Origin of the sequence: Rhizobium sp. C4, assembly GCF_021026315.1 — a bacterium.
GTDB lineage: Bacteria > Pseudomonadota > Alphaproteobacteria > Rhizobiales > Rhizobiaceae > Ensifer_A.
On record NZ_JAJNCX010000005.1, the window covers coordinates 284,925 to 301,346 of the forward strand.

At 58.8% G+C, this 16,422-nt stretch carries 16 protein-coding genes; 5 read left to right on the forward strand and 11 right to left on the reverse strand.

Annotated features, from left to right (window positions below; genetic code table 11):
• The first annotated feature begins 81 nt into the window (after positions 1 to 81).
• Positions 82 to 1,062, forward strand: coding sequence for a LysR family transcriptional regulator (locus LQK84_RS11710; RefSeq protein WP_230828901.1), 981 nt, complete (start codon positions 82 to 84; stop codon positions 1,060 to 1,062).
• On the opposite strand, the gene LQK84_RS11715 is transcribed toward LQK84_RS11710, so the two are convergent.
• Together LQK84_RS11715 and LQK84_RS11720 are read right to left on the reverse strand one after the other, a co-directional pair.
• Complete coding sequence (locus tag LQK84_RS11715; protein WP_230828902.1) at positions 1,047 to 1,850, reverse strand: creatininase family protein; 804 nt, start codon at positions 1,848 to 1,850, stop codon at positions 1,047 to 1,049. The genes LQK84_RS11710 and LQK84_RS11715 overlap by 16 nt on opposite strands.
• Before the next feature lie 558 nt (positions 1,851 to 2,408).
• Positions 2,409 to 3,203 (reverse strand): Crp/Fnr family transcriptional regulator, encoded by a 795-nt coding sequence (locus tag LQK84_RS11720; RefSeq protein ID WP_230828903.1) that lies wholly within the window; start codon positions 3,201 to 3,203, stop codon positions 2,409 to 2,411.
• Positions 3,204 to 4,161: 958 nt separating this feature from the next.
• Here LQK84_RS11720 and LQK84_RS11725 point away from each other — a divergent pair.
• Both LQK84_RS11725 and LQK84_RS11730 read left to right on the forward strand, forming a co-directional pair.
• Positions 4,162 to 4,641 carry a hypothetical protein gene (locus LQK84_RS11725; protein WP_230828904.1) on the forward strand — a complete coding sequence of 160 codons (480 nt, stop codon included), beginning with the start codon at positions 4,162 to 4,164 and terminating at the stop codon, positions 4,639 to 4,641.
• 133 nt (positions 4,642 to 4,774) lie between these two features.
• A complete protein-coding gene (locus LQK84_RS11730; protein ID WP_230828905.1) occupies positions 4,775 to 6,685 on the forward strand; it encodes a methyl-accepting chemotaxis protein in 1,911 nt (636 codons plus the stop codon).
• A 215-nt stretch (positions 6,686 to 6,900) separates the two neighbouring features.
• On the opposite strand, the gene rsgA is transcribed toward LQK84_RS11730, so the two are convergent.
• From rsgA to LQK84_RS11770, 9 genes are all read right to left on the reverse strand, one after another.
• A complete protein-coding gene (gene rsgA, locus LQK84_RS11735; protein WP_230828906.1) occupies positions 6,901 to 7,917 on the reverse strand; it encodes a ribosome small subunit-dependent GTPase A in 1,017 nt (338 codons plus the stop codon).
• Between the two features lie 158 nt (positions 7,918 to 8,075).
• Positions 8,076 to 8,252: a hypothetical protein gene (locus tag LQK84_RS11740; RefSeq protein ID WP_230828907.1), complete on the reverse strand. Its 177-nt coding sequence runs from the start codon at positions 8,250 to 8,252 to the stop codon at positions 8,076 to 8,078.
• Positions 8,253 to 8,462: 210 nt separating this feature from the next.
• Complete coding sequence (locus tag LQK84_RS25320) at positions 8,463 to 8,705, reverse strand: cupin domain-containing protein (RefSeq protein WP_442966951.1); 243 nt, start codon at positions 8,703 to 8,705, stop codon at positions 8,463 to 8,465.
• 577 nt (positions 8,706 to 9,282) lie between these two features.
• On the reverse strand, positions 9,283 to 9,516 hold the full coding sequence (locus LQK84_RS11745) for a hypothetical protein (RefSeq protein ID WP_230828908.1): 234 nt from the start codon (positions 9,514 to 9,516) through the stop codon (positions 9,283 to 9,285).
• A 113-nt stretch (positions 9,517 to 9,629) separates the two neighbouring features.
• Entirely contained in the window at positions 9,630 to 10,337 is a 708-nt protein-coding gene (locus LQK84_RS11750; RefSeq protein ID WP_230828909.1) for a TfuA-like protein, read from the reverse strand.
• Entirely contained in the window at positions 10,334 to 11,536 is a 1,203-nt protein-coding gene (locus LQK84_RS11755) for a YcaO-like family protein (protein WP_230828910.1), read from the reverse strand. The genes LQK84_RS11750 and LQK84_RS11755 overlap by 4 nt, the downstream gene beginning before the upstream one ends.
• Entirely contained in the window at positions 11,526 to 11,783 is a 258-nt protein-coding gene (locus LQK84_RS11760) for a hypothetical protein (protein ID WP_230828911.1), read from the reverse strand. The genes LQK84_RS11755 and LQK84_RS11760 overlap by 11 nt, the downstream gene beginning before the upstream one ends.
• A gap of 13 nt (positions 11,784 to 11,796) precedes the next feature.
• Positions 11,797 to 13,611 (reverse strand): hypothetical protein, encoded by a 1,815-nt coding sequence (locus LQK84_RS11765; protein ID WP_230828912.1) that lies wholly within the window; start codon positions 13,609 to 13,611, stop codon positions 11,797 to 11,799.
• Entirely contained in the window at positions 13,608 to 14,054 is a 447-nt protein-coding gene (locus LQK84_RS11770; protein WP_269071999.1) for a helix-turn-helix domain-containing protein, read from the reverse strand. The genes LQK84_RS11765 and LQK84_RS11770 overlap by 4 nt, the downstream gene beginning before the upstream one ends.
• 299 nt (positions 14,055 to 14,353) lie before the next feature.
• Here LQK84_RS11770 and LQK84_RS11775 point away from each other — a divergent pair, with 299 nt between their 5' ends.
• Both LQK84_RS11775 and LQK84_RS11780 read left to right on the forward strand, forming a co-directional pair.
• Positions 14,354 to 15,019 (forward strand): response regulator, encoded by a 666-nt coding sequence (locus tag LQK84_RS11775; protein WP_230828913.1) that lies wholly within the window; start codon positions 14,354 to 14,356, stop codon positions 15,017 to 15,019.
• A 1-nt stretch (position 15,020) separates the two neighbouring features.
• Positions 15,021 to 16,418, forward strand: a complete 1,398-nt coding sequence (locus tag LQK84_RS11780) for a sensor histidine kinase (protein ID WP_230828914.1) — start codon at positions 15,021 to 15,023, stop codon at positions 16,416 to 16,418.
• Positions 16,419 to 16,422 lie beyond the last annotated feature (4 nt).

Here is a 16,422-nt window from a genome sequence, read left to right on the forward strand (position 1 = left end):
AAAGCATCAAAATTCGTTCGCATTGATGCCTTTTTGCGCTATGTCGGAATGCATCGACGCAGGATTTCGAGAGGGTCAACGGTGCTGCATTCCCGCAAACTCCTTTACATCGACGAAATCGCCCGCACGGGCTCCATCCGCAAGGCCGCGGCCAAGCTGAATGTCGCATCCTCGGCCATCAACCGGCAGATCATCGAGCTGGAGGAGGAGGTGGGTGCGGCACTGTTCGAGCGCCTGCCGCGTGGCCTGCGGCTGACATCGGCGGGCGAGCTCTATGTCGAGCATATCCGCGATGTGATGAAGAGCTACCACCGGCTTGAATCCCGCGTCAAAACCCTGAAAATGCCGGATGCGGGGAAGGTGCGGATTGTCACGACGACCGGACTTGCCGCCGGTCCCATGCCCGTCATCGTCGCGAAATTTGTTGCCGAGCATCCACGCGTCAAGATTTTCATGCGCAATGACATCGGCTCGGGCACGACGCTCAATCCGGTGAGCGTGGGCGAGGTGGATATCGGCATCGGCCTCAACATTCCGGCCTCGCCCGGCATCCGGACGCTGGCCGTCTTCGATGTGCCGATCGGCGCTGTCCTGCCGCCAGGACATCCACTGACGCAGCATGCCCAGGTGGGCCTCGGCGAGCTGATCCAGGAACGGCTCGTGCTGGTCATGAAATCGCTGAGCCTGCGCGAAGTCATCGACTTTGCGCTGGCGCCCCTGTCCGTTGCGGTCGAGCCGGTGATCGAGACGAACACGACCGAGGCGGTCAAGCAGTTCGTGCGCGCCGGTGCCGGCGTTTCGCTGATGAACCCGCTGGACATCATCCACGATTGCGAGCGCGGCGATCTTGTCTTCAGGCCGCTATCCGACCCGCATGTCAAAGTTCAGCAGATGAAGGTCTTCGCGCGGGCGCGGACGCCGCTCGACAGCGCGACAAGCCTGTTTGTCGAGTTCCTGCTTGCAGAACTGACCTCACTGCTCGCGACGCTGTCCGCGCAAGGCGTCAAGAGCGCCGGGCCCGGCGTTCACCAAGAAGAGCAGGCCGTTTATTCGGGCGAATAGAGGTTGGTCAGCGGATAGGCCTTTACGTCGTAGAGGAGGTCGATGAAGGCACGCGCCGTATGGCTTGCGATCATCTGGCCCTTCTCGGCGGTGCCTGCTGCCGCATTGCCGACGACGCCGAACGGATTGAGGTCATGCGCGATCCATCCGACGGAATGGGGCGGGAGCGGCTGGAGATATTTCGTATTGTTCGCCATCCACTCTGCCTTGGAGCGGAAATCCTGTGCCTGATCCATTTTCACGAGATCTGGCCTGAAATGCAGCATCAAGGATGTCTCCACTTCGCCGCCATGAATGCCGAACCGCTGCTCATTCGGCGAGAGGACAAGGCCTTCGGGATGACCGAAGCGCGCCCATTGCGTGGCGACAGCCATCATGCCGAAGCGGACGCGCATTTCGCGCGAAACGATGCTCATGATGTCGAGATTGCCGCCATGGGAGTTTACCATGACGAGCTTTCGAATACCGGCTTCAGCAACCTTCTGTCCGATCGCGGTCCATGCCTCGATCAGAAGCCCTGCGGGAAGTGAGAGTGTGCCAGGACCGTAGATATGTTCGTTGGCCTTGCCGATTTCCTGTGTCGGAAGGACGAGAACCGCGAGGTCGTCCGGCAGGATGCTGCGCACTTCGCCGAGCATTCCATTGGCAATGGTGACATCTGTGGAGATCGGAAGATGCGGCCCGTGCTGCTCGGTGGAGGCCAGTGGAAGGATGGCAATCGTCTCGTCCGGGTTCAGCGACCTGAACTCATACGCGGTCAGTTCGTGCCAGTAGAATGGTCGTGCCATGGAGTTTCCTTCCCGCGCTGTTCAGCCGAATTCCAAAAATGCAATGGCTGAGTTGCTCGCTGCCGATCCAACCAGATGGCGACCCGCCGTCCGTTCGAGATCCGGCGAGCCCATGCGAAGCTCATGCCTTGGATTTTGTATAGGGCCGCAGCTCGTCACCGGAAAAGCATCAATTTGCGCCAATAGCGCTGCCTTTTTGAGAGCTATTCCTATTGGGCCGGCAACCGTCCAACCTGGCGCCACTGATTTGGTGTTGTCGTTGCAAACGTGTCGAAATGCGCGGAGACCCCACCCGTCTTGCCGGGATGAAGGCGCAGACTGTTAAAAAGCGAAATTGCGGAATCTATCGCGCAAGCCGAAGTGCAAGGTGCCGATCCATTCGGATCAGGGCTCGCCGTTCCCCGGCGCGGACGATTCTCTGAAATGCCCCAAAACCTCAAACGCACGCGCTTCGAAACAGAAATGCGGTCGCCCGTTGCGTTCGAGATGCTGCAGAAAATCCAACCCGAGACTATCCACGAAACTCGGGGGCATTGAAGGGAGGGCAATGCAAGGCTGTCAAACGGGCTCGACCGCACGAGGCCTCTGAACCTCTTCCATCGTTGCACCGTCAGACCAGTTTTGGATCAAACGTTGATATTCAACCTCAGCCGGGCCGTAGCTGCCCATGGTCAAATTGATAAGTCCATCTCGATCCAGGACGCAGATTTCACGACGTTCGATCTTGATCAGGCGTTGTTCCTCAAGGCGCTTGAGCGCGACGGTAACACCAGCGCGGCGCACGCCCAATATGATTGCGATGAACTCATGCGTGACACGAAAGCGATGATCGTCAATGCGATCATCGACCATCAGGATCCATCGCGCCAAACGCTGCTCCAGCTTCATCTCCGCGTTTGCCCAAGCAGTGTAAGTCGTCTGAATTCCCAGCGCTCGGGCGTAATGTGCCATCAAGCTTTTCAGGGATGCGCTCTGGCGCATGGCGTCTTGCAGATTGTCTGCCGAAATACGCATCGCGTATCCCTCGATCGCCGTGATGCAGTCGAATGCACTTCTGCTATCACCTTGCACGAGGGATGTTCCAGACATGCCGTCGCGGCCGAACAGGCCGACATCAATCGACGAGCCTGCTTCTTTCCCAGCGACAACAGAACCCAGGGCAGTCTCCGGAAAGTAAACAAATTCAATCTGCTCTTGGGCAGTCTCCAGCGCCTGCCGATACTGCAGTCTCACGCTTTCCAGATGCGGCAAGACCAGCGCGAGATCGGCAGCCGATAGGGCGCGTAGCAATCGGTTTTGAAACGGGTGTGCCATCTGAACGGTTATCAAGCTCTCTACTTGGGGCGAAAGCACGACAGCCTTCCAAGCGAGAAAGTCGCCTTTGTGGCTATATGCAAAATAACGCTACGTTTCATTTGTGATTTAGGCAAATCAAATCGCACGTATTGATCAATTTTTCTAGAATTGTTTTGTCATTTTATCCGTTTGCGCAATAATATATGTCTCATATTTGCGACTTAAAACCAATTTTTCTACTTATGAAATACATTTTTATCGGTTGCTCGTTGGGTAATTTTGCAAAGAAGTCGCGGCGAGCGGACGAGGTATGCGTTGATAGAAACAGAAGCGCAGATGGAGCCGGTTGGAAAATCCCCTCTCGCTTGGACCTGTATTGCGCTCACCGAGGAAGTCGGCACCAAAATCATCTCAAAGCCCTAATACTCTTTTAAGTTGTTCATGTCGGGTCGTTGCATGTCATGAACGCTCATCCGTGCGGACGGCGCTCGCACAAACCCAAAAAGCACTCGGCATCATTCGCTCCATGCAGGTTGGGCGAGGCCGCCTGATGGGGCTCCTATAATGCACATACATTTCAAATCCAATACATAATAATAGGTATTTTATTGTAAAAAATTATCTTTGAAATGTACTATATCGTACAACTTAAACCATTATGTACGTTATAGTACAAATAGTAGATTTAATTATGCAAAATATAGCTATAATTTATGATATTGCACCGACAATACGGCGATATTACGTTTCTTTTAGGAGCTGTTAAGACAGTTATATTACGTTCGAATTCTCTGCGGCGCGCCATAAGACGCTCCGAAATCTGAAGCCGTTGAACTTTCGCAGCGGTTTGTCAGGGACGGAGAGAATTTTCCGGCCGCAACTTTGACGGGGGATGAAACTGAATATGGGGGAGATGAATCGTATAAAGCCGCAAAAATCTCAGTCTAACGTATGACAAGATCAAAGCACTGAAACGAAACCAATCACACATGCAATGGTTACTGGAGGAATATTCATGAATACATCGCTCAAGATCATCTACGCAGCCGCTATACTTCTTCCCGTCGCTGCCGGCGCCCATGCTGCCGACTATTCGGCAGAAGCGGCGGCAACCAAGGCGTATTATGAGAAAGCGGCGCCCGTTTTCAAACAGCTGGGGCCGGAAGCTGCTATCAAGGAATTCAACACCCCGAAGAAGTGGTACGAGGACAAGTATGGCCTCCATGTGACAGTGACGCTCAAGGACAGCACGCTGGTCGCTGACAGCGGATTTCCGGAACTGGTCGGGATGAAGTGGAACGAAGTGTCTGATCTGGACGGCAATGCCCTTGGGCCGTTCGTGGCCAAGGCCGTGGAGAAGTCCCCGAATGGCGCGGTTGTTCAGCTTCGCTTCGCTGTTCCCAACAGCTCGCATGCCGGTCACGCCGAAGGATATTGCGCGCAGATCGATGCAGAACACCTCCTTTGCGGCTGGACCGAGGTTGAAGAACGCTAACCGATAGCGATCACGACGGCACAACACCCCTGCCTTGCCCGGCGAAACGAGCGCTAGCAAGTTGGGGGTGCCTGAGGTCTCTTGATTTCGACGTAGTCACTGCCCCTGCAAACGCAAAACACACGAGCTGATCATGAACAAAACCACGCCCTCTTCCGCTTCAAGAAAGCAGACGCGCCGCAGCTTCTGGCACGGCATCGCGTTCAAGATCGGCCTTGGTCCGGCGATCGGCGTCGTGATGCTGCTCATCCTGCTGGGCGTGACGGTCAGCGCGGTGCAGGTTGGGCTTTCAGCTGTGAAGGTGCAGGACCAGGCAATGGAGGCCACCGCCCGGGGGCAGGAAGCCTCAACGGCCATGCTGTCCCTGCAGTCAGATCTCTTCAAGCTGACCACATGGTTGTTCATGAAGGGCAATCCGGAGGACGCGGCTGCGATCAAGGCTGATATCTCGGCGGAGCTCGACAGGCTGAAGGCCTTGTCCGCCAATGACAAGACGCTTCTTTCCGATCAGCAGGTCGAATTCCTTCAGACCAAGACCGCCAGTGCACTTGTGCTCCTTGAGCGCAATGTGGCGCTGGGATTCCAGAACTCAGGCCAGCTCGCCAAGGAAATCACCAATATCCGCAATGGTATTCTGGAGCAGCTGAAACAACGCATCGCCAACGCTCGAGATGCCCACGACACGTTGGTGGGAGGGTTCGCAAAGGCCCGTTTGGCCTTTCTGATCGCCGGCGCGGTTCAGGTCGTGGTCCTGCTCATCCTGGCGGTCCTTGTCGGGCGTTCGCTGACCAACGGCATCCGTCGCCTCACGGAGACGATGACCAGTCTGGCCCGCGGCACGGATGAAGATCTTCGCCAGTCCATTCCCGGCGTAACCCGTCTTGACGAACTCGGCGAAATGGCAAAGGCGGTCCTCGTTTTCAAGGACTCGGCCATCGAAAATGCGCGTCTCGAGCGCGAGGCGGCCGACCGCCGCTCGGAGGCCGAGGGCGATAGAAACCGCAATGAACTGGCTCAGCGCCAGGCAATCGAACAGGAGCGATCAGTCGTCGCAGCGACGGTCGGTACGGCATTGTCGAAGCTTGCCGCTAAGGATCTGACCTATCGTATGCCCGGCGACATTCCGGAGGCCTATTTCAAGCTGCAGGCTGACTTCAACGCGGCCATCTCGGAACTTGAAGGCGCAATGCGCAGTGTGGCCGGCAGCAGCAATGTCATCCAGTCAGGCACTTTGGAGATCTCAACTGCCTCGAATGATCTTTCGAAACGGACAGAGCAGCAGGCGGCGAATCTCGAAGAAACCGCAGCCGCGCTGGACCAGATTACTGCGACAGTCAGAAAATCTGCCGAAGGCGCGATGCATGCCCGCACGATTGTCGCCTCGGCCGATGTCGACGCCAAGCAGAGCGCTGTTGTGGTTCGCCAGGCTGTCGAGGCCATGGCTGGGATCTCCAAGTCGGCCGAGAAAATCAGCAATATCGTGGGCATGATCGATGAGATCGCCTTCCAAACCAACCTGCTTGCACTGAATGCCGGGATCGAAGCGGCGCGGGCGGGCGATGCAGGGCGAGGCTTTGCAGTTGTCGCGTCTGAAGTGCGCGCACTTGCCCAACGTTCGGCTGAGGCCGCACAAGACATCAAGAGCCTGATTTCCACATCGACGACGCAGGTTGATCAGGGCTTCAAACTGGTCAGCGAGACAGGCAGCTCGCTCGAGCGCATCATGGCGCAGGTGACCGAGATCAATGATGTCATGACCGGAATTGCCAGCGGCGCGAAGGAGCAGGCAATCGGGCTCCAGGAAATCAATTCCGCCATCAACCAGCTCGACCAATTGACGCAGCAAAATGCGGCCATGGTGGAGGAGTCGACGGCAGCAGGGCATGCCCTGTCTCAGGAGACAGCGGATCTGGCAGACCTGATCGGTCAGTTCCAGGTGGGGCCAGCAGGTCATTCTGGCTCGACGAACGCGACATCGCGGAGTGCAGCCCCCTATGCCGGGGAGCAGACGTCCAGGCGTATGGCAGCCGGCGGAAGGCGTTGACGTGGCTGACGGTCCTGACGATGTGCGACGCCACCCGCAACTGCCTTTGTCTGAAAACCTGAATTGAGGATCGTTCGGCGACGTCCTGGTTCGGGCAGAAGACGACGCTGTCCGGCACGTCACCTCTAAGGCGATAAGCCGCCGTTCCACGCCTGGAGCTGATGCTGTCGCGTGTGGTCACAAGAGGAAGTGCGCCGGCTCTTGCCGGCGTACCTTCAATATTTCTTCTTTCGGGCGATCTTGTTGCCGCGCGGTCCGCCGACAACCGGGGTTCTGTCGCGATTTTCCGAAACCAGGCTGCGCCAGCGTTCGACGCGCTCGGCCGCCAGAGTACCGTTCTTGACAGCGGCCTGGACGGCGCAGCCCGGTTCATGCACATGGGTGCAATCACGAAATTTGCAAAGCGGGGCCAGTTCGGTGATGTCGGCAAAAAGCATGTCGATCCCGTCGGTGACATCGCTCACATAGAGTGTTCTAATGCCTGGCGTATCGATCACCCAACCGCCGCCGGGGATAGAATGCAGCGATCGCGCGGTGGTGGTGTGACGGCCCTGTGCGTCATATTCGCGAATGGTCCCGGTTTTCTGCTGTGAATGAGATGCCGTCAGCGTGTTGACGAGCGTCGACTTTCCAACCCCGGAGGACCCCACCAGGGCGATCGTCTGGCCAATGCCGCACCAGGCACTCAGAAGAGAGCGTGCGTCGTCGGAGCGTCCGTTCAGTGCAATGACGGGCACGTCACGCTGCAGGGCTTCAGCCTGGCTCTGCAGCAGGCCAACGTCCTCTGCGGTGTCCGCCTTCGTCAAGACGATCACCGGATTGCTTCCTGCCTGGTTCGCCATGATCAGGTAACGTTCCAGCCGCTCGATATTGAAATCGGCGTTGCACGAGGTCACGACGAGCAGCGTATCGATGTTGGCGGCAACAAGTTGCTGCTCGCGTCCCACCTCGGGGCGTCTCTGAAACACGGACTTTCTGTCGAGCCGGCGGACGAGCATGTCGGAAAAGGGATCGGCAAGCACCCAATCGCCCACCGCGAATTCAGCGGTGTTCGCCCCAGCTGGAAGCTCCAGCCTGACTGGCCCTTGAACCCCGATCGCCTCGATACGGGCGCGATGCACCGATGCGATGCGTCTGGGCAGGAGATCGGCTTCGGCCGGATTGACCTGATCGGAGAAGAAGTCGGACCAGCCCAGCAATTCCAAGGGTGTGGGAAGAGGCGTGTTCGTCACGTTTCCATTCGCATTCTTCGACAGAGTTCACCTGTGATCGTCGCTGGCCTGCGGCGCAGAGCATTTCCGGTGAAAACCGGGTCACCTGAAATGCACCATCACGTTGTTTTGACGCAGGCCGGACGCAAAACCGCTGACGCAGTTTGGCGGGACGCGCTCTATTTGCCCTGACGGTCCCGCTTTGGCAAAGAATTTGCGTAAGCGGCAGCCTCGCCGGAGTATGGGAAGTCGTCGCCCAGTTGGTGACCGTCGTCGTAGACCTTGAAAGCGGGGCCGTCGACCTCGACGATCTTGTATCCATTGACGACTTCAAATTTTGGTGTTTTCCAGCCCAAGATGCTCTCCAGTTCGGTTCGAATGCGTCGAATCTCTGAAGATGAAGCCCAACGGTCATATTCAGTATTCTGTCAGTCTAGCTGGTCTTTGCACAAAAGGCGAACCGGCAATCGAATGGCAGGTTGTCAATACGCGCGCCGACCGCTTGGGACATTCCGAAATCGCCTCATGACGTCCGCAGCGTCTCAGTCCGTTGCGGCGATGATAACTCAAAGGCAGCCGGAGTTTGACCTTGATGGTCCGTGCCTGGACCCTCTTTGGGCCAGATGGTCGTCGCCGGCCCGAAGCTCCTTGTCGCCAAAACAGATGTCGCCCGAAATGACATAGCATCCTTCATCGTCATCATGCGCGTAGTTTTCTGCCTCAGCGCCGGGCGCAAGTTCGAGCAGAAATGTCCGGCGCCGGATGTCGGGCTTGGTGTGCAGAACCTTGATGCGCGCTCCCGGCGACAAGTCGATCCATATTCCCTCGTCTGCGCCACGCGGTCAGGGTCGCCCTTGACCCGGCAGCCGGTCTGACCGACGGCGATCACAAGGTGACCTTGCAGCCCGGCATGTCCATCAAGGCCGAGATCCTGACGGGCAAGCGGAGCATCATGGACTTTCTTCTCGCCGCCGCTGGTCGAACATCTTCACGATGGTTTGCGACTTGGCTCTGGATCGGAACGAGTGATCAGACACCGTTCGAATGTGACCTCCCACGCTGCGGCCGTTGCTCAAGTGCAGCACAGGAGCAAGCGACCATCACAGGGTGGGGCGGAGACAGCCGACGAAGAACAGCTTTGTGTCGAAGGCTTAGAAAGCTGCGTTCTAGAGCAATTCCAGCGAAAGTGGAAACCGGTTTCGCGTCCAGAATTGCGTGAAAACAAAGAGATAGAGCGCCTTCGCGTTTCCATGAAACGCGGAAACGCTTTAGGCAACACAAATGAGGCCAAGGGACGAAAACATACTCGGAACGATACGCAAGCAGACAAGGCGATGCGGTTCTGAGGCAGGTCTTCCGTTCAAATGCTTCCAGGAGGAGAAAGCCTCAGCAGTTGCCGGCCTTGCTCGTGACGAGCGATGCGAGCATGATGCTCGAAATTTCGGTTTGCATGCCTTCCTTCAGGATGCCTGCCAGTTCCTGTGCGGCACTTGATAGATAATAGATCGTGTTATCGAGCTGCATGTCGTCAGCGATCGCCTGAGCATAGATAATCATATTCAGGAGCGCGATCATCTCGCCGGAACGTTCATTTTCATCAGGGCTGGTCGCAGTTCGCATTGAAGGTGATCCATATTGTTGTACCTTCATATTGTCAGAGGCCGGACCAATTTGCGCGTTGCAGAACCGTTGCACACGCAGGAGACGCCGTGGCGACCAACCACAAGGCTGCATTAGAGGTCTGTGTTATACAAATTGCGCCAAAGGGGCGTCGAATTGAATATCCAGCCAGGCTTCTCTCTGGAATTCGGCGTCGGGTCGAGACGCTTCAGCGCCTCTAGAAGTTCCAGCGCATCCTGCCGTTTCTCGTCTACCCATGCCTCGGCCAGGATGGCTTCAAAACCCGCAAACGAGATGCCTGCGATTTCAGCGATCCGTCGCCAGGTCCTGTCCTTGAAAAAGAGGCGTCTTGCTGACGTGAACATCCTTTCCGAGTCTTCTGGAGTGAGGAGTTCCAGCGATCGCGCTCTTTGAAGCGTTGCGTCGACGTTGACGAGCGGGATCGTTAGCGGCGCATATTGCAATTCGCGGGGGGCGTGGAGAAGTGCGACATCGCCGTCGTCCCATCGACGCCCGGTCATGTAATCCTCGTAGATTCGTCCAATCCCGATCATACCGAACGCGGCGCATTCAACGGCCCGAAGCGCGCCCATGCTGGATGCTCCGAGGACAGGGACGCCCTGAGAAAGAGCATAGAGAATTTCCTTGTGCCAGACCGGCGCGACGAACTCGAACTGACCGTCAATCAATCCGATGGCCTTCGCCCCGCCCTGCAGCGCCTTCATCATGTCGCCTTGCGTTGCAGGAGGCATGATCCGCGTGTCTTCGGCAACCAATTCAAAGGCATCCGGTAGGCTGGGCCCGGCGAACACAACTTTCATCGGAGACTCCTGGAAATCGCCCGGCTTCCAAGGCTTTGGCGACGATCCCCTTCGGGATTTTCAAGCTCGGGCGCGATGACCTTGACGACATTGACCGGCAACCATGCAGGCTGCAAATCCACGGCATAGAGCTTTCGAATGTTGGACCGGCGCAGTTGTTCGATGAGAAGGGATAGTCCATCGGCTGAGCTTCTGGCTTCAAGCCTCGGCAAATCCTCGCAATTGACCACGGGCGCGGCATCGAACGCCTGCAAAGAGCTTTGATCGGCCGGACGTGCAAAAATCTCGGGGAGGAGATCATCACGCGCGCCGCCAATGAATGTCATTCTGGATTGTACGGCTTCGGAGATCGCTCGGGCCGCGGCCACCACAGGATCGAGCGAGGCGCCTGCGCCCAAGGTCAGGTCCACATAGCGAAGCGGACGCAAGAACTGCGTCTGTCGAGGCTTCAATAGGGCCGCGATAGAGGCGATCCCCAGATCCGTGGTGATGTCGAAAAGCGCCAGTTCCAGCCCGGCCCGTTCGATGTGGTCGAGCATATCCCTGGCGCCGCCGAGCAGACCGGCCCCATCGGGGCGTATCCGCCTGCCAAACCGGGAGCGGGCAGGCTCAATGCTCCAGAGCGTCAGCGCATCACGTTCCACGCGTTCCAGGAGACCGTGAAGCCTGGCCTCGTGACGCAGGTTTCCGGATGCCAGACCATCAGACGAGCGCCAGTAACGAGGCCTGGGAACAGTTCGGTCGAACCAGATGGCGTCAAACGGCAACCAGACGGGATCTCCATGAATGAGATCAACAGCTTCGACCCACTCTGTTTCCTCCTCTTCGCCGAGCGGCGGCTGAGCGGACGACAGCAGGCTGTCGACAGTGTCGAAGCGGGCCTTGCCGCGCTTCAGCGCGCTCTTGCAGGTCAGCACTTTCTCACAGGCCGGTTCTGTCGCAACGGCACGCTCGATCGCCTCCATGACCGCCGACGTTCTGGCCTCGGCGTCGGTGAGGCCCTTGCCTTGGGCAATGACGATTGCCTTGGCATTGGGAGCATAGGCGCACCAGACAGGCAGCCCGACATTGTCGAGCCCTGTCTGGCTTGCCACCCTTGTGATTCCCAGGCGGGAAAGGTGAGGGCTTACTCTTGCGAACGTTTCTTCAGGCGAACAGGCGCGAAAAGCGCTGGTCGATGTGGGCCGATCAGCCTTCATGCAGACCCGAGGCAACCTCGTGAAGCCCGTTAGCCACCTCGTGCAGTCCGGCCGCAGCTTCGCTTGCCGTCGAGACCGCGATTGCAAAATCGACGCCCTTGACCACGGTTGCGCCGACCTTTCTGAGGGCGGCCGTCTTTGCGAGCTCGCCCTCAGGGCTCTCGAAAGGCACAACGGTGCCTGATTTCAGATCCACCAGCCAGAGTCCGGCCTCACCTGTAATGCCCATCACGACAACCTTTGCCATCACTATCTCCTTGTTAAAAACCGGCCTTCAGCAGACCCTCACGATAAAGCTCAGTCTGCCATGATTCTTTGTGAGGGATCATGGCAAGCCATTTTTCCACATCAAAATGGGGATTGTCGCGCATCACCTTCAACCTGCAGGCGCGTGCCTTGGCTGCATTGCCGAGCATGCCCCAGCAGGCTGCCGCCAGCCGCGAGGCTGGATTTGGATCACGCATGCGTTCGATAAGAGAGAGTGCGCGCTCATGCTCGCCAAGGAAGTAGCTGGCGCCGGCGGCGGTCCAGAGATACGTGTCCGGACTGAGCGGGTTCAGGTCGATCGCAGCCATTATCTTCTCGTAGGCTTCCGCCGGCCTGCTGCCGTGATTGAGACTGTCGGCATAGCTGCACAAGGCGTCGGCGTAATGGGGGCTGACGGCTTCCGCGCGTTGAAGCGCATCCAGGCTTTCATCAATCTTGCCCATGTAAAGCTGGCTCACGCCCAGCTCCTTGAGTGCGCCCGAGCACTGTTCATCCCTGTCGACTGCCGTTCGGGCGAGGCGTTCGGCCTCCATCAGCAGCTCCGTATCCCCCCTGGCGGTCAAGACCCATTCCAGGCTCAATGTTCGGGCTACGCCCGCAAGACCCAGAGCAAAGCCGCTCTGGTGATCGAGCGCCTCCCGAAAATGCCGACGCGCCTTTCTGACGGCAGGCAGGCTCACGCTGGAAAGGCTCTGCAGCCCCCGCAGATAGGCGAAATAGGCCTCGGGACCGGCTTGGAAATCCACCGTCTGTGGAGATTTCTGTTCAACGCGTTGTGCGATGACGGAGCGTATCGTGTCCGCGATCTGCCGTCTCTGCTCCAGAAGACCGTCGGGGCTCAGGGCAAAGCGCGCCGCCCAAACAACTTCGTCGGCCGGCAGAAAGATCAACTGCACGAACAGATAATCCCCCGAGCGGCGCGTATCGAGCGCGAAATGCACATGATGGCGCCTCAACGCCTCGACCTTGTCCCGCGAGGCCTTGATCTGCTCGGACGTATAGGGGGCAATGACGGAGACAGCTCGACTGGTGCAGAGATCGATCGTCAAATCCTCGATCAGCGCATTGGAGACCGACTGTTGCTTGACGGCCAACCCGCTTTCGTCCGGAGGCAGCAGTGCCAGGCGGGGAGGGAGGTTCGTCGTCTCGCCCGTTCCCTGTTCAGCCGAACCGATGTGAGAGCCGACCACCAGCCGGGTTCGGGAATGCGCGGGGAGAATTGCCTTGGCCCCGATCAGCAGAGTTGCTCTGACGTCCTCGTCCTCGGGGTTCTGTTCGAGCAGGACAAAGGCTGCGCGCCTGGATGCAGCTTGGGCTGCGCTATCTGTTTGAGCTTTTGTCGCTTCGAAGAAGGCTTCGCGCAACGCCACCAGCATGCGGTTTCGCAGATCTCGAACCCACAGATCCAGACGCTCGGAGCCTTTCCCATAAGCGGGCAAGAATTGTTTGGTAACGCGCTCGGCCAGGGCGGCGAGTTCTTCAGCAGGAGATCCGGTAGCTGTTGCATCGATGTCGGATACGACCATCTCGCGTCTGATCGACATGTGTCGATCATCAACATCGAGCAGGTTCTTTCCCTCTGCGGGAAGTGCTGCCGTCAGTCGGCGAAGGAGTGAGCGCAGGTTGGTCGAAGCGGCATCGCGCGCATGAGGCCAAAGGAGCCGTGCCAGCTCGCGCCGTTCAACAGGCGCCTTGCAGTCGTAAAGATAAGCCAGCAGGGCGATTGACAGATCGGGAACGCGCAAAGGCTCGGAAGCCTCTTGCCATAGCAGTTGGCCGGCGCCAAACGTGATGAGCCGATAGGTCACAGGCGGTCCGAGCGTGCAGCGGTAATGTTCTCTGCAGCATGATCGCCCGCATCGGGGTCGGTTGCCGCGAGCGCGTCAACAAGGTCGATGATTTTCTGACGGATCTTCGGATCTCGAATGGCACTGAAACTATTCGTCAAAGATAGAAACTCCTTTGACGCGAGCACCTTTGAAAGGGAATCCCTCTCCCGTACTTCCAGTTGGTGATCAAACGTGGCGGGCGCCTCCTCGAAGAAAAACGAGATGGGTGCATTCAGCACCTCGGAGATCCTTTGAAGCCGGCTGGCTCCGACCCGGTTTACACCCTTCTCATATTTCTGAACCTGCTGGAACGTGACCCCAAGGCAGTCACCGAGTTTCTCCTGGCTCATACCGACCGTCATCCGGCGAAGCCTGATGCGTGATCCCACGTGTTGGTCAATCGGGGTTGATTTTTTCTGCATGCAATTCTCCTTCACACGAATACATATGTTCGCGCGAATTCGTTTGGACTGCAACCACTCAGGCCATCGGGACCAGAACCTTCGCACAACATTCGCGTGGCCTGAGTGCGATATCTGATACCTTTCAAAAGGCGGAAACCACCTTGAGTTGATCTCCTTCAGGAAGCCGCTCGCCTCGCCCAATTGGACATGCTAGCCTGCCTTGAAGGATACCGGAGGGGACGCGCCTGCTGATCCGGGCGAGACCCCGCCGAGTGCGGGAACGCGAGTGAGGCAGGCGCAAAAGACGAAAATTCATCATGCGATTGCTGATTGTTGAAGATAATCATGAACTTGCAGCGTGGCTGGCGCGGGCGCTGGTGCAGGCGCGTTACACGGTGGAGGTCGCCCATGACGGGGAAGAGGCCGAGCACCTGATCGCGCTTGGCGAATATGCCGCGATCGTGCTCGATCTGTCGCTGCCGCATATCGACGGCATGACGGTGCTCAAGCGCATCCGCCGCAAGGGTAACCGCACGCCGGTCATCATTCTGACGGCCAATGCCTCGCTCGACGGGCGAGTGGCGGGGCTTGATTCCGGTGCGGACGACTATCTCGCCAAGCCCTTCGAACTGGCGGAGCTGGAGGCGCGGTTGCGCGCCGTGATCCGCCGTGGCCATGATCTCGCAAGCCCTGAAATCACCATTGCCGACCTGTCGCTCGACAGCGCCAGCCGCCAGTTCATGCTGAAGGACGCGCCGCTGCAACTCACCCCGCGCGAGCATTCGGTGCTCGAATATCTGGTGATGAAGTCCGGCACCACCGTCACCAAGGCGGCGCTGCACGAAAGCGTCTTCGGCTTCGACGCCGAGCCCGACCCGGCCGCCATCGAGATCTACGTCCATCGGGTGCGCAAGAAGATCGAGGGCAGCGGCGTGCAGATCGCCACGTTGCGCGGTCTCGGCTACATGCTACGGGCGCTGTGACATGGAGCGCCTGAAGGAGTTCGCGGGCTTCTCGCGCTATGCCCGGGAAAGCCTTTACGCCCAGCTTCTCATCTGGGTGCTGCTGACATTGCTCGGCGTTCTTGGCCTCAACATCTATTTCAGCATGCGTCAGGCCGGCCAAATCGCCAGCATCGTCACCGACAACACGCTGATGGGCTCGGCGCGGATGATCGCGGAGGCCGTGCGCACCGACGAGCACGGCAATGTCACGGTCGAAATCCCGCCGGCGGCGCTCGAGAATTTCGACAACGGTTATGGCGACCGTGTCTATTACAGCGTGCGGACCGCCTGGGGGACGATGATTGCCGGTTTTGCGGAACTCACGGCACCCGCGGTCCCCGGTCGAGGCGAGACCATGCGCTTTCGCGGCGAGGAGGTACGCGCGATTGCGATCGAACATCCCGTGATCGGGCTGGAGAAAGACGCCTCCATCAGCGTCACCGTCGCCGTGACGGTCGGGGGCGAGACGGATCTGACGCGGCGGCTATGGATGTCGGATTTCCTCAACCAGTTCGTGCTTGTCGCTGTTGCCGGCGTCGTAACGCTTCTCGGCCTGCGGCGTGGCCTCGGCCCGCTCATGCGGCTGCGCGAGGCAGTCATCGCCAGCCGGCGCGAGCGGCTTGAACCTTTCGATCCGGCCAGCGTGCAGACGGAGCTGCGCCCGCTGGTCCATGCCCTGAACGACTACATGGCGCGCGTGCAGCGGCAGATGGCGGCGCAGCGCCGGTTTGTCGCCAATGCTGCGCATCAGTTGCGCACCCCGCTGACGCTTCTGACGACGCAGGCGAGCGTTGCCGCGCGCGAGACCGACGACCAGCGTCGCAGCGATGCTCTTGAAGCGCTGACACGCTCGACGCGACAGGCCTCGCGCCTTGCCGAACAACTGCTGACGCTGACGCGTGCAGAGCCCGGCAGCCGCGCACCGCGCGCCGAGCGCATCGACATGATCGAGGTCGCCCGCCATGTTCTGGAAGCGCAGGCCGAGGATGCGCTCAGACGCGGCATTGACCTTGGCCTGGAAGGCGATGGCGCAGCTCCAGTCGTGGGCGATGGCACGATGCTGCGTGAAATGGTCGTCAACCTCGTCGACAATGCGCTGCGCTACACGCCCGACGGCGGTGAAGTGACCGTTCGCGTCGGGCAGGAGTCAGGCTCGGTCGTGCTCACCGTCGACGACGGCGGACCGGGAATTCCGGCAGATGAGCGCGACCATGTCTTCGAGCGCTTCTACCGCATCATGGGCACGCAGGCCGAAGGCAGCGGCTTGGGCCTCGCCATCGTTCGCGAGGTGGTCGAAGGGGCAGGGGGAACGGTGGTGCTGGGGACTTCGAAGGCGGGCGGGCTGTCTGTGATGGTGCGACTGCCGATGGCGGGGTGAGACG